This window comes from Rhizobium sp. 01T444 (genome assembly GCF_056398305.1).
Map to the genome: position 1 here is coordinate 1 of NZ_JBFTPD010000017.1, position 23406 is coordinate 23406.

At 59.1% G+C, this 23406-nt stretch carries 32 protein-coding genes; 5 read left to right on the forward strand and 27 right to left on the reverse strand.

What is annotated here, in order from left to right; translation table 11 throughout:
* Positions 1-216 (reverse strand): hypothetical protein (locus tag AC1DTN_RS21650; protein WP_477922513.1); only part of this gene is annotated, 216 nt, incomplete at its 3' end.
* Between the two features lie 558 nt (positions 217-774).
* Between AC1DTN_RS21650 and AC1DTN_RS21655 the strand changes: the two genes are divergently transcribed.
* Entirely contained in the window at positions 775-1053 is a 279-nt protein-coding gene (locus tag AC1DTN_RS21655) for a hypothetical protein (RefSeq protein ID WP_477922514.1), read from the forward strand.
* Between the two features lie 154 nt (positions 1054-1207).
* On the opposite strand, the gene AC1DTN_RS21660 is transcribed toward AC1DTN_RS21655, so the two are convergent.
* Positions 1208-1831 (reverse strand): hypothetical protein, encoded by a 624-nt coding sequence (locus AC1DTN_RS21660; protein ID WP_477922515.1) that lies wholly within the window; start codon positions 1829-1831, stop codon positions 1208-1210.
* A gap of 183 nt (positions 1832-2014) precedes the next feature.
* Between AC1DTN_RS21660 and AC1DTN_RS21665 the strand changes: the two genes are divergently transcribed.
* The gene (locus AC1DTN_RS21665; protein WP_477922517.1) at positions 2015-2368 is read left to right on the forward strand and encodes a DUF982 domain-containing protein; all 354 of its coding nucleotides are present in this window, start codon (positions 2015-2017) and stop codon (positions 2366-2368) included.
* Between the two features lie 53 nt (positions 2369-2421).
* Here the strand turns inward: AC1DTN_RS21665 and AC1DTN_RS21670 are convergent, their stop codons facing one another.
* Together AC1DTN_RS21670 and AC1DTN_RS21675 are read right to left on the reverse strand one after the other, a co-directional pair.
* A complete protein-coding gene (locus AC1DTN_RS21670) occupies positions 2422-2667 on the reverse strand; it encodes a hypothetical protein (protein ID WP_477922519.1) in 246 nt (81 codons plus the stop codon).
* The gene (locus tag AC1DTN_RS21675) at positions 2664-3536 is read right to left on the reverse strand and encodes a glycoside hydrolase family 108 protein (protein ID WP_477922520.1); all 873 of its coding nucleotides are present in this window, start codon (positions 3534-3536) and stop codon (positions 2664-2666) included. Before AC1DTN_RS21675 ends, AC1DTN_RS21670 begins: the two co-directional genes overlap by 4 nt.
* Positions 3537-3976: 440 nt before the next feature.
* Here AC1DTN_RS21675 and AC1DTN_RS21680 point away from each other — a divergent pair, with 440 nt between their 5' ends.
* Entirely contained in the window at positions 3977-5893 is a 1917-nt protein-coding gene (locus AC1DTN_RS21680; protein WP_477922521.1) for an acyltransferase family protein, read from the forward strand.
* Here the strand turns inward: AC1DTN_RS21680 and AC1DTN_RS21685 are convergent.
* The 10 genes from AC1DTN_RS21685 to AC1DTN_RS21730 are packed head-to-tail and all read right to left on the reverse strand — an operon-like array spanning position 5890 to position 13497.
* The gene (locus tag AC1DTN_RS21685) at positions 5890-6426 is read right to left on the reverse strand and encodes a hypothetical protein (protein WP_477922523.1); all 537 of its coding nucleotides are present in this window, start codon (positions 6424-6426) and stop codon (positions 5890-5892) included. The two genes, AC1DTN_RS21680 and AC1DTN_RS21685, sit on opposite strands and share 4 nt — an antisense overlap.
* Positions 6427-6437: 11 nt before the next feature.
* Complete coding sequence (locus tag AC1DTN_RS21690; protein WP_477922525.1) at positions 6438-7427, reverse strand: hypothetical protein; 990 nt, start codon at positions 7425-7427, stop codon at positions 6438-6440.
* 15 nt (positions 7428-7442) lie between these two features.
* Positions 7443-8150 (reverse strand): baseplate wedge 1 family protein, encoded by a 708-nt coding sequence (locus tag AC1DTN_RS21695; protein WP_477922526.1) that lies wholly within the window; start codon positions 8148-8150, stop codon positions 7443-7445.
* Position 8151: 1 nt separating this feature from the next.
* On the reverse strand, positions 8152-9051 hold the full coding sequence (locus AC1DTN_RS21700) for a hypothetical protein (RefSeq protein ID WP_477922528.1): 900 nt from the start codon (positions 9049-9051) through the stop codon (positions 8152-8154).
* On the reverse strand, positions 9051-9416 hold the full coding sequence (locus AC1DTN_RS21705) for a contractile injection system sheath initiator (protein WP_477922530.1): 366 nt from the start codon (positions 9414-9416) through the stop codon (positions 9051-9053). Before AC1DTN_RS21705 ends, AC1DTN_RS21700 begins: the two co-directional genes overlap by 1 nt.
* A complete protein-coding gene (locus AC1DTN_RS21710; RefSeq protein WP_477922532.1) occupies positions 9413-10075 on the reverse strand; it encodes a Gp138 family membrane-puncturing spike protein in 663 nt (220 codons plus the stop codon). The genes AC1DTN_RS21705 and AC1DTN_RS21710 overlap by 4 nt, the downstream gene beginning before the upstream one ends.
* Positions 10075-10959, reverse strand: coding sequence for a phage protein (locus tag AC1DTN_RS21715; protein ID WP_477922534.1), 885 nt, complete (start codon positions 10957-10959; stop codon positions 10075-10077). The genes AC1DTN_RS21710 and AC1DTN_RS21715 overlap by 1 nt, the downstream gene beginning before the upstream one ends.
* A complete protein-coding gene (locus AC1DTN_RS21720; RefSeq protein ID WP_477922536.1) occupies positions 10959-11279 on the reverse strand; it encodes a phage baseplate plug family protein in 321 nt (106 codons plus the stop codon). The genes AC1DTN_RS21715 and AC1DTN_RS21720 overlap by 1 nt, the downstream gene beginning before the upstream one ends.
* Positions 11276-11854, reverse strand: a complete 579-nt coding sequence (locus AC1DTN_RS21725; RefSeq protein ID WP_477922538.1) for a phage baseplate protein — start codon at positions 11852-11854, stop codon at positions 11276-11278. The genes AC1DTN_RS21720 and AC1DTN_RS21725 overlap by 4 nt, the downstream gene beginning before the upstream one ends.
* Positions 11854-13497: a tape measure protein gene (locus AC1DTN_RS21730; RefSeq protein WP_477922540.1), complete on the reverse strand. Its 1644-nt coding sequence runs from the start codon at positions 13495-13497 to the stop codon at positions 11854-11856. Before AC1DTN_RS21730 ends, AC1DTN_RS21725 begins: the two co-directional genes overlap by 1 nt.
* A 57-nt stretch (positions 13498-13554) precedes the next feature.
* On the opposite strand from AC1DTN_RS21730, the gene AC1DTN_RS21735 reads away from it, so the two are divergent.
* Positions 13555-13872 carry a hypothetical protein gene (locus AC1DTN_RS21735; RefSeq protein ID WP_477922541.1) on the forward strand — a complete coding sequence of 106 codons (318 nt, stop codon included), beginning with the start codon at positions 13555-13557 and terminating at the stop codon, positions 13870-13872.
* A 174-nt stretch (positions 13873-14046) separates the two neighbouring features.
* On the opposite strand, the gene AC1DTN_RS21740 is transcribed toward AC1DTN_RS21735, so the two are convergent.
* From AC1DTN_RS21740 to AC1DTN_RS21795, 12 genes are read right to left on the reverse strand one after another with little or no spacing between them, the layout of a single operon-like run.
* Complete coding sequence (locus AC1DTN_RS21740) at positions 14047-14484, reverse strand: phage tail assembly chaperone (protein WP_477922543.1); 438 nt, start codon at positions 14482-14484, stop codon at positions 14047-14049.
* Complete coding sequence (locus AC1DTN_RS21745) at positions 14477-14914, reverse strand: phage structural protein (protein WP_477922545.1); 438 nt, start codon at positions 14912-14914, stop codon at positions 14477-14479. The genes AC1DTN_RS21740 and AC1DTN_RS21745 overlap by 8 nt, the downstream gene beginning before the upstream one ends.
* Positions 14915-14925: 11 nt before the next feature.
* The gene (locus AC1DTN_RS21750) at positions 14926-16068 is read right to left on the reverse strand and encodes a DUF3383 family protein (protein ID WP_477922546.1); all 1143 of its coding nucleotides are present in this window, start codon (positions 16066-16068) and stop codon (positions 14926-14928) included.
* A 13-nt stretch (positions 16069-16081) separates the two neighbouring features.
* On the reverse strand, positions 16082-16594 hold the full coding sequence (locus AC1DTN_RS21755; RefSeq protein WP_477922548.1) for a phage neck terminator protein: 513 nt from the start codon (positions 16592-16594) through the stop codon (positions 16082-16084).
* On the reverse strand, positions 16591-16923 hold the full coding sequence (locus tag AC1DTN_RS21760) for a hypothetical protein (RefSeq protein ID WP_477922549.1): 333 nt from the start codon (positions 16921-16923) through the stop codon (positions 16591-16593). The genes AC1DTN_RS21755 and AC1DTN_RS21760 overlap by 4 nt, the downstream gene beginning before the upstream one ends.
* Entirely contained in the window at positions 16920-17381 is a 462-nt protein-coding gene (locus AC1DTN_RS21765) for a hypothetical protein (RefSeq protein WP_477922550.1), read from the reverse strand. The genes AC1DTN_RS21760 and AC1DTN_RS21765 overlap by 4 nt, the downstream gene beginning before the upstream one ends.
* On the reverse strand, positions 17381-17770 hold the full coding sequence (locus AC1DTN_RS21770) for a DUF4054 domain-containing protein (RefSeq protein WP_477922551.1): 390 nt from the start codon (positions 17768-17770) through the stop codon (positions 17381-17383). Before AC1DTN_RS21770 ends, AC1DTN_RS21765 begins: the two co-directional genes overlap by 1 nt.
* The gene (locus AC1DTN_RS21775) at positions 17770-17970 is read right to left on the reverse strand and encodes a hypothetical protein (RefSeq protein ID WP_477922552.1); all 201 of its coding nucleotides are present in this window, start codon (positions 17968-17970) and stop codon (positions 17770-17772) included. Before AC1DTN_RS21775 ends, AC1DTN_RS21770 begins: the two co-directional genes overlap by 1 nt.
* Positions 17971-18023: 53 nt before the next feature.
* Positions 18024-18335, reverse strand: a complete 312-nt coding sequence (locus tag AC1DTN_RS21780; RefSeq protein WP_477922553.1) for a hypothetical protein — start codon at positions 18333-18335, stop codon at positions 18024-18026.
* A gap of 12 nt (positions 18336-18347) precedes the next feature.
* Positions 18348-19364 (reverse strand): DUF2184 domain-containing protein, encoded by a 1017-nt coding sequence (locus AC1DTN_RS21785; protein WP_477922555.1) that lies wholly within the window; start codon positions 19362-19364, stop codon positions 18348-18350.
* A 12-nt stretch (positions 19365-19376) separates the two neighbouring features.
* Positions 19377-19844, reverse strand: a complete 468-nt coding sequence (locus tag AC1DTN_RS21790) for a structural cement protein Gp24 (protein ID WP_113324055.1) — start codon at positions 19842-19844, stop codon at positions 19377-19379.
* 13 nt (positions 19845-19857) lie between these two features.
* A complete protein-coding gene (locus AC1DTN_RS21795; RefSeq protein ID WP_477922556.1) occupies positions 19858-20991 on the reverse strand; it encodes a DUF2213 domain-containing protein in 1134 nt (377 codons plus the stop codon).
* A 442-nt stretch (positions 20992-21433) separates the two neighbouring features.
* Between AC1DTN_RS21795 and AC1DTN_RS21800 the strand changes: the two genes are divergently transcribed.
* Entirely contained in the window at positions 21434-21595 is a 162-nt protein-coding gene (locus tag AC1DTN_RS21800; protein ID WP_162748066.1) for a hypothetical protein, read from the forward strand.
* Between the two features lie 198 nt (positions 21596-21793).
* Here AC1DTN_RS21800 and AC1DTN_RS21805 read toward each other — a convergent pair whose 3' ends face one another.
* A complete protein-coding gene (locus tag AC1DTN_RS21805; protein WP_477922557.1) occupies positions 21794-23401 on the reverse strand; it encodes an SGNH/GDSL hydrolase family protein in 1608 nt (535 codons plus the stop codon).
* Between the last annotated feature and the right edge of the window lie 5 nt (positions 23402-23406).

Below are 23406 nucleotides of genomic sequence, written 5' to 3' on the forward strand. Positions count from 1 at the left end.
CTCTATAACTGGCTTGTCCATGTGGCGGCTAAGCTCTGCATAGAGAAGTTCATGCGATTGCTTGGCAAGAAGGACCATGCTCACCGCCTCACACATCGCCCGGCGTCCACGTTGACTGTCCACGGGCGTCCGATGGGCGGAAGACCATTTCTGAACGACTGCTGTAATCTGATCGATTTCTTCGTCCTGCAACGAAAGCAGATGGAGTAGAGACATCGCCGGCACCTAATGTTGCGGCAAGAGCACCCATGGTCTCCCAACCGGCCTCTACCGTTGTACTTCCGGGCCGACGTGAGGACCGTACTCCTTTTTGCGTGTAGAGTCCCAATTAATTCAATCCCAAGATGCTACAGCACATCGAAGAAGAGCTTGGCCGCTAGAACGGCGGTTTCGCCTCTCAGAGTCAGTGCGCGTTTGGCTACGGCAAACGGTCATTGAAATGGAACTTTCAGTCACGATCTGCGTTTCGCGCGTGGATCGCGCGGCGAACCTGTCTCTGTGATGATCCCTTCTAAGCCCAAGGGTTCGTTTGCGCGGTCCACCAACCCGCATCTTGGTATGGCTGAACAAATCGTGCCGGCCGGAAATCAGGTAAGTATATAGCCGCCTCCCGGGTAGATTATTTAATATGTACTGTCGCTTATTTAGCTATACATGATGCATCGTAACAACAACGGAAAATGTTGTGACGAAATCATGATTTTGTCCCACTTGAAAACCGGGAAGTCTGTCTCTAGCTCTTCTGCGTTATGGTCAATCGACTAGCGGAACATCATGCCAATTATTGAATCAGATCGGATATTGTTCGAACGGGTTTGGGCTGCAGGCGCCAAAGTGGTTAGGGAAAATCGCATCTCTGCGCTGATTGACGTGGCTCTTGATACCCCCACGTTGGAACAGTACCAGGACGCGCACGGCCAGCGGATGACCGACATGATCAAGGTCGTTCAGCTGGGGATCGCGCAACTTCGCGGCCGCGCGGATCTCGCCCAATCCGATGAGGCGCAGACGCCCGCTCCGCCCTCCCGTCGTTTCGCCAACAGTCGGAACTGATGCTAAGTGGATACGTCCTATTGCTGACTTGCCCGAGGAACCTTGGCTTGGTCATATTTCTTGCCGGCCCCCACTTTCCTGTCGGGCGCGCTCCCTGGCCGCTAGCCAGAAGATGCGGGGCCGGCACCATCGCTGGTCTGACAGCGCTTCTGAGTTAGCCTCCACTCTGGGCTGCGGAAAGCCGCTGGCGCTCCATCCGGTCGATCCGCTCTCTCAGATCGAGCAAGATGTCCCTTGCGCCATAGACCGAACCTTGCGCCGTCTTGACCTCGTCTATCTGGCGCTGCTGATCAATGAAACGTTGATCGTAACTTCCGAACACCCTGTCGAGTTCTTCCCGCGGGACCTGAGCGTCACGCAGTTCCTTCACATTGGCGTCAGTCCTTGCGCGATCCTCTGCCGATCGCGTGGTCCTCCATTCGAGTTCGCTCTGCGTCACCATCTTGTCAGACAGGAGGCTGACAGACTGCTTCAGGTCGCTGGTTGCTTCGCGGATCGGGAGATATGCCAAACCGCCGAGCATGGCGGCGAACGTTAGCGCCACGCCCAACGCCTGCCACTGAGGCTTGTTTCGCTCGGCAAGATTGGTTGAAAGGGCAGCGATCGAGGCGCGGGTTTCGTTCGCGAGAGAGGTGACAGCAGTGTCGATGTTCTTGAAGCCGCTGCGCACCTCGGTCTCAAGATCCGTCTGCCGACGCCCGAGATTGGTCACCCGTTCGCCGAGTTGGGCCGTAATGGCATCCGTATACGTTCGGTGGGCATCATTGTTGTTGCTCATGTCATCTGCCATCCTTGTTCCGCCCTGCCCTTTTCAATGCCTGCGATGCTATTTGGCGCCAAAGCGCCCTTGGATTACTTTTGAAGTTTCTGATGACGCGAGGTCGCCCGGAAGGGTTATTGACGGAACGAATCACCTGCGCATCTGTTGAGTCGCGAATCAGTAACGCGTGAGGTTTTCGCGATGGACGCCGCGACTGGAGTTCCGATTAAGCCGGTGCTCGTGCACTTTGAAGACGAGCGAGATGACCGCCCCGCCTCCACGGTCGAAGATCTTATGGGCATGCTCATGAGCGACGGTTGGCCGAAACGACCGAACGACACGGTATGGGGCAAGGCGCTATCGTCCTGCATGAGCGCGATCACCACCCAAAGCGGCAGCGCAAGGGCCCGGAGGGCTTTCGTCGAGGCCGCGCACCTCGCACAGTTTCGTGTGCTGCCGGATGACGACCTGCCTAAGTCCCGTCGCAATGGTAGGCTTGGAACCGCCCGCGATGCTGGGCGATCGACACGGCTGTCTGCCGATCATTCGCGATAAGGTAGCTGTTCGTCGATGGCTTTGGGATGATCGCGACCAGGACGTCGCACGGCTCAGCGACTTTCGCCGTCTGGCAGCTCGCACCCGCCAAGCATAGCGCAAAGGCCGCGATCATCAGCAGCAAGTGCTTTCGCATCGATATTCTTCCCATCTTTGAGGATTTTGACACGGCTGGCTTGGAGATCGGCGTAGACGTCGGAACGTCCGCCCGAGTAGCCAAAGCCATAACCGACAAGAAACGCGATCCCCGACGCAGCCAGTGCGCCGAGGGCAAGTCTGAGGAGGGTTCCGATGGTCATGACGCCACCGGAATATCGAGGGCATCCTTGAGCCGGTCCTTCTTGCGCTTTGCATACCAGCGGTAAGCGAGGCCGCCGATCGTCAGGCCGGCACTGACAACTATCAGGCCAGCGACCACCTTGCCGATAAGCTCACTGGAGTAGCTGAGCGGAGAAAGCTGGTCCTGCACCTGCTGGAGCGTGGCAGCGAGGGTGCCAGAGCCGATACCGCCGCCAGTGGACGCATCGGCAACAGCAAGCGCCGGAGCAGGTTTAGCGCTGGACAGGAACGCCTTTGCCTCGCCGCCGACCTTGTAGCTGATCTCCGGCCCGACAGAGCCGGTTGCCCATGCTTGCCCAACGGCCTTCACATCCCTGATACGGCTTATCCAGCCCTTGCCGAAGGTCTTGAACGTCTTCAAGGCGCGGAGGAACGCTTCACGGCGCTCGATGATGCGTGCGACCAACATATCATTGTCGTTGACGCCGGCCGCCGCCAGGATTGTCCCCTGCCCGATGATGCCGTCGATCGCGCCCTGATAGAGCCCGAGGCCCTGCAACGCGCGCTGCAGCCATTTGATGGACTGGGAGACGCCGGAATTCACGTTGCCGTCGAAGACCACGTAGGAGACGCCGGGCGCCAGCTTATCGAGCTTGGCGATGTCCCAGTAGCGCTTGCGGTAGATCGCGGCGACTTCCGCATTCGTGATGGTCTGGACATCACGCGAAGGCTTTCCGTCCGCAGCAAGCCATTCGGTGAAGACTCGCTGCGTGATCCCCTTCATTGTAGCGCCACCTGGATCGGCCGGGTGGTTGCTATAGGCGCCTTCGTGCACCAGCACCTTGGCTAGTGACCGCGAAAATTCGTTTGCCGTGTCGTAGACTGGCATTGGTGATGTCTCCGATGTTGGGAAAGTTTCGCGCAAGCTTCGCGATGGATTCATCCGCTTGCAGGAATCAAATGACGCGAGCATTCTCGCGGGTGATCATGAGGATCTTCGGTTATGGTCTATGACTGGACCGGCGTGCGCAGCAGACGCACTCGCCGTGTCAAATTTGCGCTCGCTTCTTTGATTGTTCTGGCAGCGGTCACAGCGCCCGTGCTCGCCTTTAGCTGACCACAGCTGTGACGCCTCACCGGATTGAGCTAATCCGGAAGTCGGCAATTCACGGTGATGTCTCCGAAATTGAGTGGGAGAGAGGCCGCTAGCGGCAGCCGGGGGGAAACGGTAGTGGAAAAATCTCAACTATTGAAGGTAGCGAACTTGTTGCCTATGAAAGTGCGGCAGCATGTGAGGGCGTAAGACGATATGCCGAGGATCAAAGACTTTTGAGGTATCGGGCAGACATTGACGGGCTGCGCGCGATTGCAGTGACAGCTGTCATCATTTTCCATTTCAACCCAAACTGGTTGCCCGGCGGCTTTGTCGGCGTCGATATTTTCTTGGTGATAAGCGGCTTCCTGATTTCCAGCATGCTAATCGCGGACCTAGAAACCGGCGCGTTCAGGTTCTCAGATTTTTACTGGCGACGAGCAAAACGGTTGTTACCTGCTTTGTTCGCCACGCTTCTTGCGACCTTCGTATGCTCGACAATCATGATGTCGCCAGCAGATCTCGCATCCGCAGCGGCATCGACAGTATTCTCGGTCCTATCGGTTTCAAATATCTTTTTTTGGATGCAGACCGGGTACTTTGATGCGGCAGCAATCACAAAGCCGTTGCTTCACACTTGGTCCCTAGGGGTTGAAGAACAGTTCTATTTTCTTTGGCCCGCCATGCTTTATCTGCTCTTTCGGACGACGAAAGCGCGATCTAACCTATTGTTTTTCATCGCGGTGGTTTCGGTTGCGAGCCTTGCCGCCAGCTACTTTTTCAGCGACCGGGCGGCAAATGCGACGTTCTTCCTTCTTCCCTTCCGCGTCTTTGAATTCGGCATTGGCGCAATTGCGTCCTTCGCCACTTCCACAAAAACACGCAGCGCCAGGGTCTCCAACTTGGGAGCGTTGGCGGGAGCTGGTCTTATACTGTTGGCGCTAGCGGTCTTTGATGAGCAGACGCCGTTCCCATCCTGGTATGCACTAGCGCCAACGATCGGTACCGCGCTCATCATTTTCTTTGGACCCGGCACAATCGCAGCGTTCGCTCTTTCTCATCGCCCGCTCGTTGAAATCGGCCGCAGAAGTTATTCGCTTTATCTCGTGCACTGGCCGATCATCGTGTTCTTCACGATGGCAAAGCATGGCGATCTGACCAATCTCGACAGATTAACTGCTGCGGTCGTGATCTTCTTCGCCGCGGCCGTGCTCTATCACTTTGTGGAAGTCAAATTTCGGTACGGACTATCCACAGAACAGAAGACGAGGCGCCTCGCGATCGGATTTGTTGCGTGTTCGCTGGCGCTCGTTGGAACGGCCACCAATGCAAATCTGACCAACGGCTGGCCCTGGCGCCTACCAGCAGAGATGGCGCGGCAGCTTCAACCGTTCGACACAAAGAAAAACTACGCCCTTAATAACACTATCGGCAGAGAGCCCTTTTCTCGCGAGCCCGGAATCAAAATCCTAATCGTGGGAGACTCTCATCAGGCGGACTTTTTCAACGCAGTCTATCTGAACAGGGCGTCTTTTCCTGGCCTAGAATTTCGAAGTATGAGACTTGATGACGCCTGTTTCTTCATGTTCGCACCGACGATCACGACTGCCCCGCAGATAAGCCGTGAGGTCCAAGGTTCTTGCAACAACGAAGTTCCCGATTTCAAGACATCGGCCCGAAGTCGAGATGCCGATTACATTTTGATATCGGCTAAATGGGACGATATTGGGGTTGAAAACCTTCACTATTTTACTTCATGGGTTCGGTCGCAAGGTAACTTCGGCAAGATCATTGTTCTGGGTAACACCGTACAATTTAGACCTGTGCCGGATTTGATACGAGAGTACGGCCGCGTCGATGATGCGATCGGATTGTCGAAGTATGCGGCTAAAAACCGCGATCATCACACCGACATCACGAATGCAAAACTCGCCGCTATTACCTCGCAACTCGCCTTACCTTTTTTCAGGAAGGATGGATGGATTTGCGCTGCGGATGGGAGCGCCTGCGATATCATCGATGCCAACGGGAATATGAACATCTATGACTATGGTCACTGGACGCTAGCCGGCGCCGAGTTCTACGGGCGCAGAATTGCATCGAGTGATCTTGCTGCGATGATGGAGCAACGGCAGTACGTGCTTGCCCGCTAAGGCCACACCACTGCCGCTGCCGCGGCCCTTGCGGCCTCTTCTGTGCTAGCCTCTTCGATTGACGCTTTGGCTTTCAAGCGGATGGCTTCTATCTGGGCTCCAATAACCTGCCATTGCGTAAACGCTGCTTTGACTACAGCAGCCACACCGCTGATGTCCGATGCCGTGATGCCGACCTCGGCGGAAAGCAACGGATAATCTGCAGGGACCGGCGACGTCGCCGCCAGATACCGATTTGCCTCGTCTGATTTTTGGCTGTAGGTCAGCGCCTGACCCGACCCGGGAGTGATGTATTTGAGGCGTTCCGCTTCTGCGGAAGCATCAATTTCAGCCTTCATCATGGTCTTTAATCTTATCAATTGTGCAGGCGCCTGCGTATCGCGCCAGTCATCATTGGCGAGCATCGCCTCGATGGCAGCCGCTGTATGGCCGTCTGCCACCAGGAAGCCATCCTCGTAAGAGGCCCCTGAAAGATCAAGGGTGGAGGAGATGAGCGTCACATCATCTGGTGAAAGTGGGAATTTCTGAATCATGTAATTCTTCCTTAAGAGGCGCCAATACGGGCGGCGGAAAGATTGTAACTGTTGAAGGTGACGCTGCCGCCTGTGGTCTGAGAGACCTGGAAGGCGACGACGTCGCCGACATTGAGGACCACCGCCACGCTGGGTGAAGAGTGGCCGACAGCACTGCTGCCAGAAGTTTGTGCGCCATCGCTGGCGACCGCCACACCATTGACAGTTATCTGCGTTGCCTGACCCACGGTGCCGAGTCCATTTTGCCGCGCAGAGAAACCGAGATACCAAAGGCCTTCATCGCCCGCCCCGATAGTCAGAAGGCCGGATGCGAAGGTGCTCGCGCCCTGAAAATGGGTGGCAACGGCGCCGAAGCTGGTGAAGGTGGTGAACACACCGCTGGGAATAGACTGGCTCCCAGAGGAAGCCGACATGTACGAAGCTTTCTTCTTCGCTGATATCAACGGAGTGATGTATCCGACGTCACTCACGCCAGCATCGGCTTCCGCTTGTGTCGCCGGGCGCGGTGCCGACATCACCAAAAATCTGGTCCCGTCGTATACAAGATCAACAACAAGACCAGGCCTCAAATGGTTCGCCATTAGCGCGCTGCCGTCGACCTTGGTGACAGCCTTTGCCCCGAGGCCATTCAAATTCAACGTGACTGCGCCAGTGTTTGCCAAAGCGATTAGCAAAACCACTCGCAGGCCGACTGTATATGCTGTTGGTGCGAGTGTGAGGGCAGCGGTCAGCACGTTCGCGGTGCCTCCTGCCGCCGCATAGTTGATCTTGCCGCTCTGAATCGCCTTGGCGAGGTCGAGAAGCTTATCGGTATCAGGCGTGATGCCAGCGGCAAGCAACACGTTCCAAAGATTGCCGATTGGCCAGCCGGCCGTCCAGTTGAACAGCTCCTGATCCGCTGGGCCGCAGGGATAGCCGCTCTCAAGTTCTGACGCGAGAGGCGCGCGCGTGTTGTCGTCGAGGCTGTTCCAGGGAACAACACCGTCAGTGTAAAAAGGCATGTCATGAACCTCGCTTTAGGCGCAGTTATAAGGGTCAAATTCCTGAGGGCAGAACCAGATGGAGCCTTCGCAGAGTCCGCCCCATCCGGCACCGAAGCCGAAGATTTTTCCGACGTCGCGTGAGATGTACGGCGTGATCCCAGGGGCTAAAGGAAGGACCCGAAACGCGACGGGAAGCTGGATCTCTTCAAGCGCGCTCAGTGCCCGCCCCGGCTGGATGGCGACACGGGCGCCACCCATGCTGGTGACAGTGACGTCGTCGCCCCAGATATGCTCTGCCGCCGCTTGCAGACTGTCGATATCCCAGAGCTGGCGCGCCTGGTACCGGCGAGCCAATAGGTAGCGACGATAAGTTTCATCGTCATCGAGACAGATATCGCCGTCGCCGGCTTCCTGGCAGCCTGACCACACGCCACCTTCGCAAAGACCGACGATGGTCACGTTCGGGTTTGCGGGGCCGCAGTCGAATCCGAACACCGGAACAGGTACGCAAATGCAATGGCATCGCGGCCAACCAAGCCGTTTCCCCAGTAGCGTCAACTGATCGCCGACAGCGGAGAGAATGTCGAACTCATCAGGCATCTCGCAGGAAGAGACGATGATATCGGCCAGTTCTCCCAGATCACGGCGGATGATGCCGAGAAGGTTCGGGCTTTCGCGGTATTGGGTGAGGATACGGTTGATCCGCTCCTCAACGATGGTCGCCTTATCGGGGCACTCCATGTCACACCGCCGTGATAGCTATGTTGGCAAGCGTTATCGAGGCCATCTCGTCGAAATCGATGACGATCGGCAGAGCTGCGGCGCCCGAGCCTACACGGTTCCCTGTCGCGACCGTCACCTCGACGTTCGGATAGACGCACGAGATGATCGTCCGGATAAGGTGCAAGGTAATGTCCTTGCCATTCACCGGTCGGTTTTCGCCGGTCATGCCTGCAAATAGGGTTTGTGCGATGGCAGCGTTAGACGGTGGTGGGCATCCAGCAGCATCGTTCGTTTTGGATAGCGTCAAGTTGAGGAAGATCGGGACTTGCTCCGGCCGCATGATCTGGATGGAGCGGCAAAACCCTTCAATCTCTGTCGAGACCATCGTGTTTCCATAGGTGGAGATGCCGGGGACCACATACTGCCGAGCGGATAGTGCGACTTCCTCGTCACTGCCGCCGATTGCGACGACCGAGACACTATGAGCGGCCAAGCCGTTTGCGTCGGTGGCGCCGGTGTCGTTGCTGTAGATTTTCGCCCACGTCACGCCGTCGATATTGATGATAGCCCTGTAGAAATCAGCATCGCGGGTGTTAGGAACGCCGAGATTGGTGATCGCTTGGCGGAGTGACGCATCACTTTCATCTGGTGCTCTCGTGATGAGCCGTAAGCGCGACAAGATATCGAGACGAGTGCCTTCAGCCTGATCAGGGTCATAGCTCTGATAGATATCCTCGAACATTTCCCACGCCGCGGCGAGGAGATCGGCGCGCAGCCCGTTCAGCTGACCCATCGGGCTCTGAGCGGTCTGAATGACACCAGGACCGAAAATGCCGAAGTTGGACTGCTCGATCTCGCCCAGGATGACCGACAGCGGCTTGCGGGAAAAGCCAGAGACGACGACGCCATAATCAGTCATCAGACGGAAACCTCTTCATCAAAAATCGTGCCGACGTCGACCGAGCGGATGATCAACCCTCGGGTGGCTTTGTCGAAGGAAACAGAGAACGATGTGATTTCGGTCACGCCATCGGTGTTCAGGATCTCCGCCTTTACGACGGATTCGGCGAGCGCCGGGTCGTATGCCTTGCCGAGGATCTGATCGAGCCAAGGCACGCCGGCCGTGGTGTCGAGAAACCACTCGCCGGAGAACGTCGAAAGGCGCTGCCGGACATGCTGGCCTACGGCTTCGGCGTCGGTCACGGTCGCGAGATTGCCATCACCGACGAGAAGCAGATCATTTGTCGCCTGATCGATCGCCAGGCCAAAGCGTGCGGCAGTCATATCTGCATCGCCCTCAGTTTGCCCGCGATCACCGCTAGTTCGGCCCCGATCTCGGTATAACGCAGTGAATGGCTAAGCCCTTCGGTCCCAAGCAGGGTGAAACCTTCAGATGTGAGCTCGACGTGCTCGATCAGCATATCGAAGATGCTGCCCTCGCTGCCGACCAGATCGAACTTCCCACCCGGCGAGCCCTTGAGGCCGTATTCGCCGGCCGCATCAAAGCGGATATGCGTGTTGTCGGGATCAACATTCGTAAGCGGCGCCGAAATGCTGTCCCCGCCGACAATCGTGGCCCGCATGTCCGCGAGATGGAAAGAGCGACCATCGAAGGGCGCTCCATCGTCATCAGTGTCGTAATTGTCCATGCTGCGCATCATCGGCGAGAGCAGCACCCTGGTCCCGGTCGGGATTGGGAAGGTAATGCCCGCGCTGCCGGTACGAGGCAGATCGACCGGCACCTCGAAGAGCTGTGGCATGGCGACCGGCTGTCCGTTGTGGACAGGCTTGTAGAGCGGCTGCACGGTCGCGGTCTGGCTCGATGGATCGAACGCGACGATCTCGCCAGGTATCGGCCCCCACATTGCCTCGCGCTCGCTCTGCGCCTGCTGGCCGGTGATGTCCCGCTGCTGGTTGGTGCGTTTGCCAAGATAGCCGACCATCAGCGCTTAATCCCTTCATCGACCTTGCCGCTTTTCACCGCCTCACCTGTGATGTCGACTTTGAACTCGCCATCCATGTTGTTGCCGGAGTAACTGACGCCGGTCACCCGATACATGCCGTCATCACCATTCATTTCGAGCGTCTCGCTCTTCAACTGCACCCGCCGGTTCGGCCTAATTTCGGGGTTGAGGAGTGCAGACACCCTCACCCCATTATCGGTGATCGCGGGCGTCCCGATCATGCCCGTCTCTGGAGTGATCAGCACCACGCCACCGATGAACCCGTCGCCAGGCACGATTTCCAGAGTTTCGTTCTGCGTCGACCAGTAGAACCCGTTGCCGCGGCCGATCGTGTCGAGTTCTCGTGAGCAGGAGCCGCAGACCGCGTAGGGACGCTTAAAGGCCTTATTCTCGACATCGTCGGGGAATTTCCACTCCCCGCGGCTGACGCCTTCCTTTTCCAACTGCTTGGAGATGTCGTCGACCACGTCCTTGACCGGGGTCCCTTTTGGGTAGCTCTTGGAGATGGTCGCCCGCCGAAGGGCTTTCGATCCGTCACCGCACGAGATGGTCGTCATGATGTTCGGCCCCTCTCGGCGATGCTCGACGTCTCGAACCGCACCTTTGAAGATGACGCCGACATTTCCCTCGCCCTCTGGCGGGATGTAACCAGCCTCGAGAGTGATATTGTCGAACTCCTTGCCGACGCTGTTGCGGTGGCTTTCCGAGAGATTGAAGATCGTGATCTCTGCCGAGTTCGGAGAGGACGAGGTGTCCTTGTCGATGTTGAACTCGATGCGGATATCGTGCGGGTTGATGCCCCCTGGATTGATCACGAGGCCGCCATTAAAGGTGGCTCGTACTTTTCTGAGGTATTGGCGCATCAGGCAGCCGCAGCCTCTATCTCAGCATCCGACGCCTGGATCAGCAGCACAGTTCCGGCCGGCAGGGCAGCACGGTCCGGAATAGCGCCAGGCGTCACAGCTGCAGCGAAGATCGCTCCTAGCCCAAGATTGAAGGGCTTCAGCAAGTCTACCCCTGTCACGATGCGACGACCGGTCAGTACCGGCAGGTTGTCGATCGAGAGATCGAAGCTCCAGCGGTCCATGGTCATGTTGTAACGCAGACGGATAGTCACGCGACGGCCATTGATGATGGTTCCGAACTGCTGGTCGGCATAGTCGACGACGTTGAAAACGTTCATTGATGACCGATCCCTGTGATGCCGCTTAAGATCGACTGGTTAGCTGGTGCCGTTGTCACACCTGCATCGCCTCGTTGCACCGTGCCGGTTGATCGGTCGGCGGTCGCTGCATCGCCCGAGCGCTCGGGTGCCGGCGGCGCGGCTCTCGTGCTTTTTGTCCCGCCCGCCTTGCCGCGCTGCCCTGTATTGTCACCATCTGGTGACGCGGCATAGGTAGTGCTGACGATGATCACCTCTTGCAGGTCGCATCGGCAGCGAAGGATACGGGATGAGCCTGCATCGCGATCGGCATCAATCCGCTTGATCAGCATGCTGTTGTAGATCGTCAGGCCGGTCACCAAGGAGAATGGAACACGGCTTTCCTGAAAGGCGACCAGCGCTGCATATGTTGCCGCCGCCCCATAGTCTGCCACATCGAGCGTGATCCGCTTCGGCACGATTATCGCATGGTCAGTGATCTTCGCGCCGGTCTCGATCGGGATCTCGGTGATGTCGAGCTCGGAGCTATGTCGCTCGGAAAGGACACAATCGATGGCGACCGGGCCAATGGCGCTGGAGAAGGCGATGACAGACATCAGAAAGCATCATCCTTCTCGAAGCGTGAGGCACGGGCTGCGCCCTGCCCTACAGCGTTGCCAACGGCCGCGCCGACAGCCGCACCGGCACCGGCAACACCATTGACCTGGACGCCGCCTACGTTGACCTGAACCGACTGATTCCGGTTGTCCTGCTTATTGTCGTTGACGACAGCATTGGCCGGAGCACCGCCGCCCATCTTCGCCGCGTTGCCTTCGGCGTTCTGCATCATCAGCTTCCAATCCAAGGCATCCTTGGTCATGGAGTCTTCGAGGTTCGGTGGTCGCGGCTGATCGACTACGGCGGCGCCCTTCATGTAGATACCACCCATGCCCTCGACATATCCGGGCTTGGATTTGGGGTTTTCAGTCGCCGTGATGCCTTCGATCTTCTTGTCGAGGTTCGCTTTCACAAAACCGAGATAATCGAGCCCTGCCTTGGCACCAGCGAAGGCCGCTGCGAAGGCCAAAAGCGAAGCTGTCAGCGGGTTCAAGGCGGCCGTAAGTAGGCCAATTGACGAAGCTGCAGCTGCCAGGGCAACCCCACCTGCGAGCGTTGCGATGATGTCGCCTAGTTTATCAGCGTCGATCCCTGTCAGTTTCGACAGCGCCTCCGCAAACTTGCCGATAATGCTATCTCCACCTTCCATCCACGACAGGATATCCTCAAGGACCAGGAGGCCGGTGAGGAACGGGAACTTGACCGCTGCTATCAACCCGAGGCCTGCGGCAATCGCCTTGAACAAGTCAGGATTTATCGAAATCCACTGCGACAGGTACTCGAAGTGCCTCCGCAGGCGATCGACGAGGAAAACGGCCGCGTTGACGCCTTTCTCAAGAGCGGAACCGAGAGCTTTGGCAAACCGATCGAGCGAGCCGTTTGAGCTCAACTCTCCCAAGAAATCGAGGAGCCTGCCGAGCTGACGTTTTACCGCATCGAAGAAACCGGCATCACCGATCTTGCGGAGGAATCCAGTCCAAGCGTCCCCGAGGTTCGACACCATGCCGTTCCAGGTCTTCGATTGCCTGAGCATGGCGCCGTTGAAGCGGTCTGCGAAGTTGTCCTTCAGGAACTGGATAATCTCGGCGCTGTTCTTCTTGACCGTCTTCGACAGCGTCTTGCTGTTTTTCGTCCAGTTGAACGTCACCTTGTCGCCGGCAACGCTGGTCGTGATGCCGAACTCTTTGAGGCGCTCGAACTCGCCAGTAGCCGCATCCGCAATGGCCTCGACGCCCTGCATCAGGGTTTTGCCCATTGCGCTCGACGCATCGCCGACGGCTTCAAGAGCCCCAGTTGTTGGGTCGATACCGTACGATTTCAGACGGACGAAAGCCTCGGTGACCTCTCCGACCTCGTAAGGCGTCTTGGCTCCGAAGGTTGAAACCCAATCCAAGGCCTTCTGCGCCTTCTCGGCGCTGCCCTCGATCGTTTCCAAGGTCGCAGCATAGCTTTCGAACTGTGCCGACGTGGTGATGACCGACTTGCCGAGGGCCGCTAATGCCCCGGCTGCCGCAGTCGCTGCCGCAGCTGCAAAGATCGTGATCCGCTTCGCAGTCTGATCGATCGACTGCTGAAACTTCTTCAGCTCGCCCTCACCCCTGGTTTCATAACCGAGGATGGCGATAAGTTCGTCAACGATCATAGATTGAAATCCGATTGAAACGGGGCCACATTCCAGGCCTCAACGGAGAGGAAGCGAATGCGACTGCTTGTGGGAACCGCCATTGCACTGATAGTGGCGGGTTCAGCATTGGCGAATGACAATGACCTGGTCGAAGCAAGAGAGCTTGGCCAGATCGTCAGTACCGCTGACGACTGCGGCTACAAGCTCGATGACAAGAAGGTCGCCGCCTACGTCTCCGAGAAGGTCGCCGCGATGGACAGCACCAGTCGCGCCATGTTTCAGAGCGGCGGCGGGGCGCAGAAGCTTCGCATGCAGAAGATGTCCTCCGCAGAGAAATCCGCCGTGTGTGCCCTTCAGGCGAAGCTAGCTCAGAAATACGGGCTCACTCCTTAACCGCCGCCTCTGCCATCGCAGCTTTCAGATCGAGAGCCTCATGAGCGTCCATGACGTCCGTCAGGGTCACCCAGGTTTGCAGGTCTCGCATTGAGTAGATTGGCGGATCCGACAGGATCGGCCGCCAAAGCCACATATTGAGATTGGGCGCTACCCTGCCGATCTCGCGCTCGCTTAGGCCCTTGCCGTCATCGCGCGGGTTCCATTCGCCAGGGCGCCGGAGAAAAAATCTCCAAACTGCTCCTTCAGAACGAACACCGCGACTGGGATAAGATCACCCAGCCGGCCGACGAAGTCGCCATCCATGTCGACTGGATCGTAAGCCCCCGATGGGCGCTTTATTCTGGCGATCTCGACGATGTCCTTGACCAGAGCGGCGAACTCTTCCGGAGCGATGGCCTCGAAGATGCCAGTGATCGCCAGCAACGCCTCGGTATCCGCCGCAGCGCGCTCCTCGACCGATGCTCCTTCCCTGCGAGAGGCAAGGATGGCCGGGATCTTGGAAGCAAGCGGGCCGGCGGCTCGCATGAGGCGGGCCTGCAAGATGAGAGCCTTGGTGGCGAGAAGCTGATCGACCTTATATTCGACGCCGTTGATCTTCTTCTCAGCCATTGTCAGGGATCTCCGTGTTCCAGTCGCCGGTCCAGAGAACCCACTCACGGACGACGGCGTTCTTGCCCTTCGAATCGGCCGGCGCGGTCATGATAAACACGCGGTCGGCAGATCCGCCCTCATTGGTGCCGTTGTCGATGAGAGAGAACGGGAAGGCGGCGGCCGTCGATCCAAGAGCCTTCTGGCGCTTCCACTTCTGGTGAAGCAGGCGATGCGTCGGGCTGGTATGCTGGAGCTTGACGCTGATCTGTGCCGAATTATCGGCAGAGATCGAGAAGATGCTCGATCCGTCAGCGCCGACAAGGCCGGAGCCAGCATCAGCGCCTTGGGTAACCACGATCGCGTCGTCGCCATCCCAAAGACCCTGCACCTTCTGGCCGTCCAGCGTGGCCGACACATTGACCATGCTATATGCGGTTGAGTTTCCCATGTGTCGGCTCCTTAGAACGTCATGGTGTAGTTGATGGTGGTGTAGTGGACCGCGCCGGCGTAGCGGAAGCGGACCGAGATCGCCGGGGCGATACGGGCCTTTCGTTGGCTTTCCGGAACGTCGAACACCGACGGAACGGTGATGACGACGGCAGGCGCATAGTCACCAGTCTCGGGGTCGAGATCCTGGGCGATGAGGCCGGCGCGGGTCGCCTGCTGCATGACTGTCCGGGCGGCAGAGGCAAGTGTCTGCATGCCGGTGTCAGTGAACGGCACGCGGGCATTGTTGAGCAGGATGCCGAGCGCCTCTTCTTCCGTGCGGGCGATGATCCAGTCGGTGGCGTGGATCTCGTCCAAGAAGACGTTGGCCGTCAGGGTCGACCCTTCAACCACGAAGTTGCGGCTGCCGATGTCGATATAGGTGTTGGCCATATGCCCGACCGATTCCGACTGGCCGACACCAGGGGTGAAGCCGGTGATCGCCGTGATAGCGGCAGATCCGAGATTAACGGCGCTGATGCCCTTGAGGTTCTTGAACTTGGCCGTGTAGGCGCTGTTCGCGTCGTCGAAATTGCGGGTCGACATCCAGGCGGCCAGAGCGGCGGCAGGGAATAGCGCGGCATTCGTATGGTAGAAGATGCCGGTACGCTCGAAATCTCCCTTGTTGCGGGCGGCGATCGAGGTCGTGTCGGCCGGGTTTTGAGTCGCCGCGGCGTTGCTGTCGATGATTGCCAGCTTGTTCTTCGCTTCCGTCCACTGGAGCAGACCGTCGGTGTAGGCCTGGTCGCGCAGCGTCGTGTCGACGGTGATGAAATACCAATCCTGGTCCGCATCGTAGAGCGTATTTAGTTCCGTCTGAAGTTCGGCGGCCGTCGGCGTGCCATCGCTTGCCACAAAGCCGATCTTGATCTGCGTTGGCCGCGGGTTCTGCGAGAATGCCGACAGCGCAGCCTTATAGGCGTCAGCCGTGGTCGCGAAATCCGCTGCGACTTCCTCGATCGAGGCATAGAGCTTCGTCCGATGCGTTGCGTCGACCTTGCCGGCAACGGCCACTGTCGTGAGAATGAGTTCCGTTCCGAAGCCACGACGGCTCGGAAAGGCGTCGTTACGCGACAGGGTCACGTTCACGACCCTGTTGTATGGGAGGATTGCCATCCTGCCGTCCTTTCTAGGGTTGTCCAGCCCGAGCTATGTCGAAGCTGCTTTCATCGATGGTGTCGATTACGAAGCCGTCGCGGGTGAGACCGCGAACGATGAGGTCCATCTGAGCCCGAGGCTCCCACTTGTTGTTGATCCAGTCGGGTACGTTCCGGATCTGCGAGACCTCGTGGATTACAAGGCCGGGAAGTAGGGGCTCCATCACCTGCGCAAGCTTTACCGCCGATACGATGGGGCGGAGAATGCCGGTTGGCGCTGGACCATAGGAATGCACCGAAAACCGCCACTCGGCCTCGATCACCGGCGCGGCGCTGATCTTGTTCTGGCCTTGGCCGTTCGGGATGCCCGTGTCGGTATATTCGACTGTTTGCTCGTGCTGGCGAACCTCGGCATCCGCAGTGAAATTCACCATCACGTAAGGCAAGGCCGGATCGTCGCCGCCCTGGTGCGACTTGATTGTTTTGACGCCGGTGATAGTCGCAATCCAGCGGACGACCGCGCCGTGAATTTCGTCGTTCGTCATTTCGTCAGCCTGCCCAATGCGGCGCGGTAGAAACCGCCTTCCAAGCGCGGCCAGGTGAAGAGGACGCGGTAACCGATGCCGCCCGATGTGATCTCGTCGTCGACGGCAATCGCCGATCGGGTCCAGAGCATCCAGCCCGCCTCGGTCCTGATACCTTCCGGCATGTCCATCAACTGTTTACCCCGCGTGGGCTGGATGGCGGCGCGGATGGTCGAAGACGTCGGCGCGCCGGGCACCCAATTACCATCGGCATCGTAGTATCCGGCGGCTTTGGTGGTCAGGGTGACGTTGACGGCCTCGCCATCGATGGCAATCGCAACATCGATCATTCGTCGACCTTCCACGTAACAGCGCCGCGCATTTCGCCGTCGGCAATGAGAGGCTTGCTTGATCCCTTGAGGGCGATGGTCACAGGGCTGTTCGGCGGCGATTGCAGAGAGGTGATCTCCGCCTGGATATCCCCTTGAGCAACGATGCCGAGCTTTGCCAGGACCTGGCGCACGGTCGTCTTGCCCGTGAGCAGTTTCGCAGCGGAAGCCTTGAGCGCGTCACGATACTTGCCGCGGTTACCGCGCATAGCATTCCGCATGAACGGACGCTCGGGCACCGGGCCGCCCCAGCCCCCGCCAGAAGCGCCGCCCTTGGTGCCGAACTCGTTCCAGATCGCCTTGTTGATATTGTCCTGGTCGGCCTCACCTTTAGGAAAGCCGACTTTGACCTGCGATGGTCCTTTCACGCCCTTCGGCAGCTTCACCACCTCGCGGCGCTTCACTCCGATTGTGAACATCAGACGGCAGCCACCGGGGGGAAATTCTTGCGCATGAGCGAGAGGAACTCTTGTCCATAGATCGTGGCGGCATAGCCGGAAGCGGAGCCCCCGCCTGCCGATGCGCCATTTCCCGCGAACTCAGTTTCCACGTCACCGACCTTGCGCCGCTTGACCGGGCCGGTAGCGCCCGATCCTTGGCCGGTTGTCGACCGTCCCGGCTCACCTTCCATCGTCAGCATGTGGGCCGCGAGGAGCATCTGAGCGCGAGCGCGGTCCTTTTCGAGCCACGTATCGCCGACATCGGAGATCGCCTCGTCGAGCACGAGCTGCACGAGCGCATCCGACACGGGCTGGAACTCGGGATATCGCGCCTTGAAGGCGGTCGGCGTGGGGGCGACGTAGGCCATTACTTCGAGACCTTAGCCGCTTTTGCGGCCGGCTCCGCAACCGCTTCACTGACCTCGATGGCCTTGGCTGCAAGAAGCGCTTTGGCATTGTCGGAGTGCTGAAGAACGTGCCATCGGTCTGTATTGACCGATACGCCGGGACGAATGCTCATGCCGCCGATCGAGACCGGTGCATCCGTCATGTTCTTGATCGTGGTCATTGTCCGTTCTCCGGTGCAAATGGGACCCCGGCCGTTGTCAGCCGGGGTGATGATTATTCGGCGAGCTTCGCGTCGATCTTTTCGCGGAGCTGGTCGGCGGACCAGCCGTTGAACGGCTTCTTGCCCATGACGTCGAGATAGTCGGCGCGAAGCTTGGCCAGATCATCGGCCGGCGGCTTGCTTCCCCCGCCCTGCCCGCCTTCTTCGGTATCGCTCACGATCACCACAGATCCCGAAGCTTCGAGGATCATCAGATAATCGTCCGTGAACTCGCCCTCTGCCTCTCCGAAGGCAGGGATACGGACCGGGCCGTCCCTGCCCTGGAGATCATAGGGGCTGTTCGTCAGGTTCTTCACCTTGACCATGTCAGCCCCCTATCAGGCCGGAGTTTCGCTGACGCCGTCGAGATAGCGGATGGCTGCTGTGGTCAGCGCTTCGACGCCACCAGTCCGGAAGATGCCAGGAACCTGCCAATTGAGCGGGCCGTCCTGATAGACCGGAAGGAACCGGTGAGGCATCGGAAGGTGGAGCTTCAGGTAGTTCTCGTCATTCTTGTAAACGAYCATACGGCCCTTGCCGGCTACGCCTGCCGTGGTTGCTGCAGTACCGAGCTCGCGAACCGAGCGGACCGTGAGCGGCCGGCCGGTCGTGAGCGTGTACAGATTGGTGCGGAGCAGGAACGACAGGATCGTTTCCATTGTCGTCGCGCTGTAAGGCGTGGCGGCGATGTAATTCAGCGCTTCGACCGGCAGGAACACGGTGTCAGCCAGCTCGACCTGGTTTGTGGCCAGATTGATACCCTGAAGACCGAGGTTGACGTCTCGGACGATCTGCGCTGGCGTCTTCACACCAACGCCGGCCGCGTTCACCCAGAAGGTGACTGCACCAGTACCGTCTGCCGGTACAGCCGCCGTCGTGACGCCCGGGTAGTTCGTGATCCCGCCGAGACCCTTCTCGGCGCTGCCGAACAAGGTCAGGTCGTACATGAACTTCGTGTAGGCCAGACGAGCAGCCTTCGCGCGGCGGTTCGGCAGAGTGCCCCCCGGGATCTGGATCGCCGCGTTCACTTCCTGGATGTTGAACTGGTAGCCGATGGCCGCCAGGTGGAAGTTCTTGAGCTGGTAGTCCTGGTTGACGTCGGCGAGAGGAATATCCTTCGCTGCGCCCGACTGCCAGTTGGCTGCACCACTCATGTCAGAGAGGTACGTCAGGATACCGGGGGCCCACGGGTCGCCTTCGGTTTCGACGTAAATGAGGCGGCTGAAATCCCAATCGGGGTAGCGCGTCTCATAGACGGTCTGGTTGATGCGGTATGCCTGCGCGGTGACGAAGGCAAGCGCCTGGGTGGCGTCCGCCATGAGCACAGGGCCGCCATTGTGTCCAAGTCCATACATCGATGTGGCTCCTTATGCCGACAGAGACGGAACAGGACGACGGTACCGGACCTTGCCGACCGCGCCCGAGGAACCGGCTTCATCAAACTGAGCGCCGGGAATGGTGAGGACCGTTCCGGATGCGGCTGCACCGGTCCAGTTCTTGTTGGTGATGTCGAAGCGCGCCTGAGCGCCCTTCGTGACGTTGGCGCCGAGCAGGACACCGATCACGCCGCTTTCGCAGATCGGAACGTTGTCGTACTGGGCGTAGGCATCGCCCGGGCGGGGAAGCGTCGGGTCGGCTTCGGTGATGCCGAGCACGTTCTGAGCCGCCGCCGTCAGAGGAGCGCATGTGTGAGCGGCGGTGCCAGCGATAACGGGCTGGCCGAAGCCAACAGGCGTAGCGCCTTCGAGCGAGCGCGTGATGGCGTTCCACTCTTCCATGTTGACACGGCGGCCGACCGCATATGCGGCAAGGGTGTTGCTATAGGTGATAGGCATCGATCAGCCCTCCTTACTTTTTGCGCCAGGCGTTGAGGTCGTTGACGCTCTCCGACCATGCCTTGTCCGCGGCGACGTGGACGTCGACGTTGGGACGAATGCCGTCAGAGAGAACTCGCGCGAACGGATCGGCTCCGATCGCCTTCTTCGCCTCGTCTGCCAGGATGTCGAAGCGAGCGTCGATGTAGGCGTCAGCCTTGCCGGCAATGGCAGCATCGCCGAGCTTGGCAGTGACAACCGCCTTGCGGATGGCCGCATCGGAAAGGCCGGTCGTCTTGACGTCCTTCGCGATGGTGGTGGCGATGGCGATCAGGTCGGCGCGTTCCTGCACGCGCTTGTCGAGATCGGCATCCGAAAGCACCTTCGCCTTCAGGCTGTCGATTTCGGCATCCTTCTTGGCGAGCTCGCTGTCTTTTGCGGCGATTGCGGCGAGGTGCGCGGCGTCTGCCGTGTCCATCTTGGCATTTGCGTCCGCAAGCCGCTGCTGCAGCGTTGCGATAACCGTGGCACCCTGATCGGTTACTTCAACCGGGATGCCATCGACGGTAACCGTCTTCAGGGTCATGATCTTTTCCTCTTGAGGTTTGTGATCAGGGGTGACAGGGCTGATGCCCCAATTCGCACCGTCACCGATGCGAGCCTTTGAACCAGCCCGCGCGCGATCGACGACGGCCAGGTGGTTGATCTTGATGTTGCGCTGCTGTGCATCGAACTGCTGGCCATCCGGCGTGACGCCGTCGCCCCATACGAGTTCGCAGACGTAGCCGGCGGAGAGTTCGCGCTTGCCACCCTCGACGCCCTTGATTGCCGCTGCGTCCTTCAGGATGAGCGGGAGATAGACCCACTCTCCGTCTCGCTTGGCGGCTGTGCTGACCTCACCGACCGCTAGATCCTTCCAGTTCTCGGCCGTCACTGCGTCCTTCGGGTGATCCATTGTCACCGGCGCGTGGGTGAAGCTCTGCAGGCTGGCGTCGGCGAAGACCGATTCCGGCGGGCGATAGACACGCACGACGGACATCTCCGGCTTGCCGACCTCATCGCCCGTATAAAGCTGGATCCCTGTCCGAACTGCCTTCGCTTCGGCAACAAGGTAGCCGTCGTCAGTCCGCCGCGTTCCCGCGATGGTGACAGCATCGGTAAATTTCATTGCTTCGCTCCCTGCTCTGTTCAGAGCCGGTTGGGTGGGCGTTTAAAATTCTGGTGGTGAGCCCGCATCACCCGGCCCAAAATCGATGGCCGATGGAACCTTTTCCTTCGCGGGAAGTAGATTATCCGGGACGCTCGATGGATCTCCAGACCAGCGTTCGCAGCGTTCCTTTTCCAACCCCCTAAACTAGCCCGCTTCGGCGGGCTTCTTTTCGTGTTCGAAGCGTTGCTTGACGAAAAGGTGGAAGGCTCGCGTCCTGTCAAGCCACGAGCCTTCGGCCTTGTAAGGCCTGTCACGTGGGGCCACGCGACACAGACGAAGAATGTCCATCGTCGCTTGTCGTTCCAAAGGCTGGCCCCCTCATACGGCACTTGTCGATAGATCGTCACCGACCTATCTGATCGAACCCGTTCGGACTTGTTCAAGTGAGGATGGATGAGCCATGCTGTGGTTGATCTTGTATATTTACCTCTCCTTGCAGGTTTTTATTGCTGCAGGGATTTTGCTCTTGCTGTTGAGGGCGAAACTGAAGGCATCAGATAGTGTGGGCAACGCTCGGTCAGCGCCGATGCAGCGAGAGGATCAGCAGCAAGCCTACCAGTGATCAGTGCTCGATTTCGGCGCCCGGCCACGTGAGATGAAGTTAACTTGCACCAGACTTTTTCTTCAACGGGCGCTGGAAAAACTCTGATCTTTTCTTAAGTGTCCCTCTGCTGAAGTGCCCTCCGCTTTCAGCTGGAGAGCAGCTACTCGCGAAGCTGCTCTTCTGAAACCCGCCGTGACCTCCGGCGGGTTTCGCATTTCAAGCCGCCAACTGCCACGCGACGCGCGGGCTCGCGATCTTCCGAATGACCGGCGCGCCGATCTTGGCTACACCAGTCCCGCCCGTACTGCAGAGGTGCCGCAGGATCAGTAGGTTGTCGAGCCGGATGTTGGTCATCGTGAGCCCCGTCGGCAGCCAGAGCTTCGAGCCGCAGATGAGCGATCTTCCACGCCCCCCAATGTAGTTGCCCGTCGTCCAGCCGCCGCCGGTGACGGTCACCGTGTTGCCGATCTGGACGGGGCCGCGGATGGAGCTGTCGAGGTAGTCCCAGCCCGCCCAGTCGTTCAGCTCGACCGGGATCTGGATTTCGAGCCAGTCGCCGGCGACGAGGCCAAGTGTTGCCAGGCTGAGATTGGCGGGCAGGCCATAGGTCACGGTATGAACGGCAGCCGCGTCGTTGACAGGCGTGATGGTGATGACCTGCTTCTCGTTTCCGGCCGCCACCACTTCCTTGCTGCCGACATAGGTCGACGTGCCGGTGCCGCGGATCAGGCGCATGCCGGTCGCAACGTCGCCAGTGACATTGGTCTTAGCGCCAGCAACACCTGGTGTGCCCTTGGGCGGCAAGATGTTGTAGGCGGCGAGTGGATCGAGCGACCTCGTCTCGCCTGCTGAAACCATTCCCTGCAGGATCGGCAGCAGAATATCGGAGCGCTTCGCCATCAGGTCCGGCTTGGGGTGAAGCCCATCTACAAACATCGTCGGCGAGATGCCTGAGGCCGGTCCATCGAGCGAAAGCGTGTTGCAGAGCACGACGCCGCTGCGTCCCGCCTGCGCAAGGATCCACGTATTGATGCCGTCGAGAATGCCGGGCCATGCCGGATCGTCAACGCCTGGCTGATCGTCAAGCGTATTGGTCCAACTCAACGTCTGCAGAACGACGTAAATGCCGGCATCAACGATCCGCTGCACCTGCGTATCGAAGTCGGCAATGGTCGCCGCAAGGCTTCGACCCCGGACGATATCGTTGTAGCCGATGTMGATATAGACGATGTCGGGTTTCTGGCTGAGAGAATAGGCCGTGCGCGCGAGCGTGCCCGGGAACTGCGCCTCAAGCCCGGGGACAGGAAATAGGCAATCGCCTGACTTGCCAGCCATTGCGCCCGAGAAGGCCGCAAATGAGCTGGGCGCAAAGAACGGACTGTTCAACTCGGCGAACATGTCGATGTTAAAGCGGCCATCGGCGGCCTTGATCCACGAAAGGACCGTTCGGCCATTCTCATAAAAACCGGTATGACCGTTCGTAGCGGTCTGTCCTGCAGTATAGGTCTGTGCTGCTCCGAGCCCGATGAAGCTGTGACCGAGGCCCATGACCTTGGCACCTGTGGCAAGCGGCAGGGCAGGAAGTGGCACCACACCGCCTTGTACCGGGAGGGTGTCTATCCACTGCCCTGCGCTGTTCTGAGCAGCCTTCCCCGTCACCACACGGACGGGAACGCCATTCGGATCTTCTGTCACCTGAATGATATCGACGGGACGGCCGGCAGCGTCGGTTTCGCCGGCGCTCGCATTGCGCACCGGGATTGCATCGATCGGCTTGCCGGTGCTGTCTGTCGTGACAACTGTCGAAACGGTCTTGATAAGCATTGCCA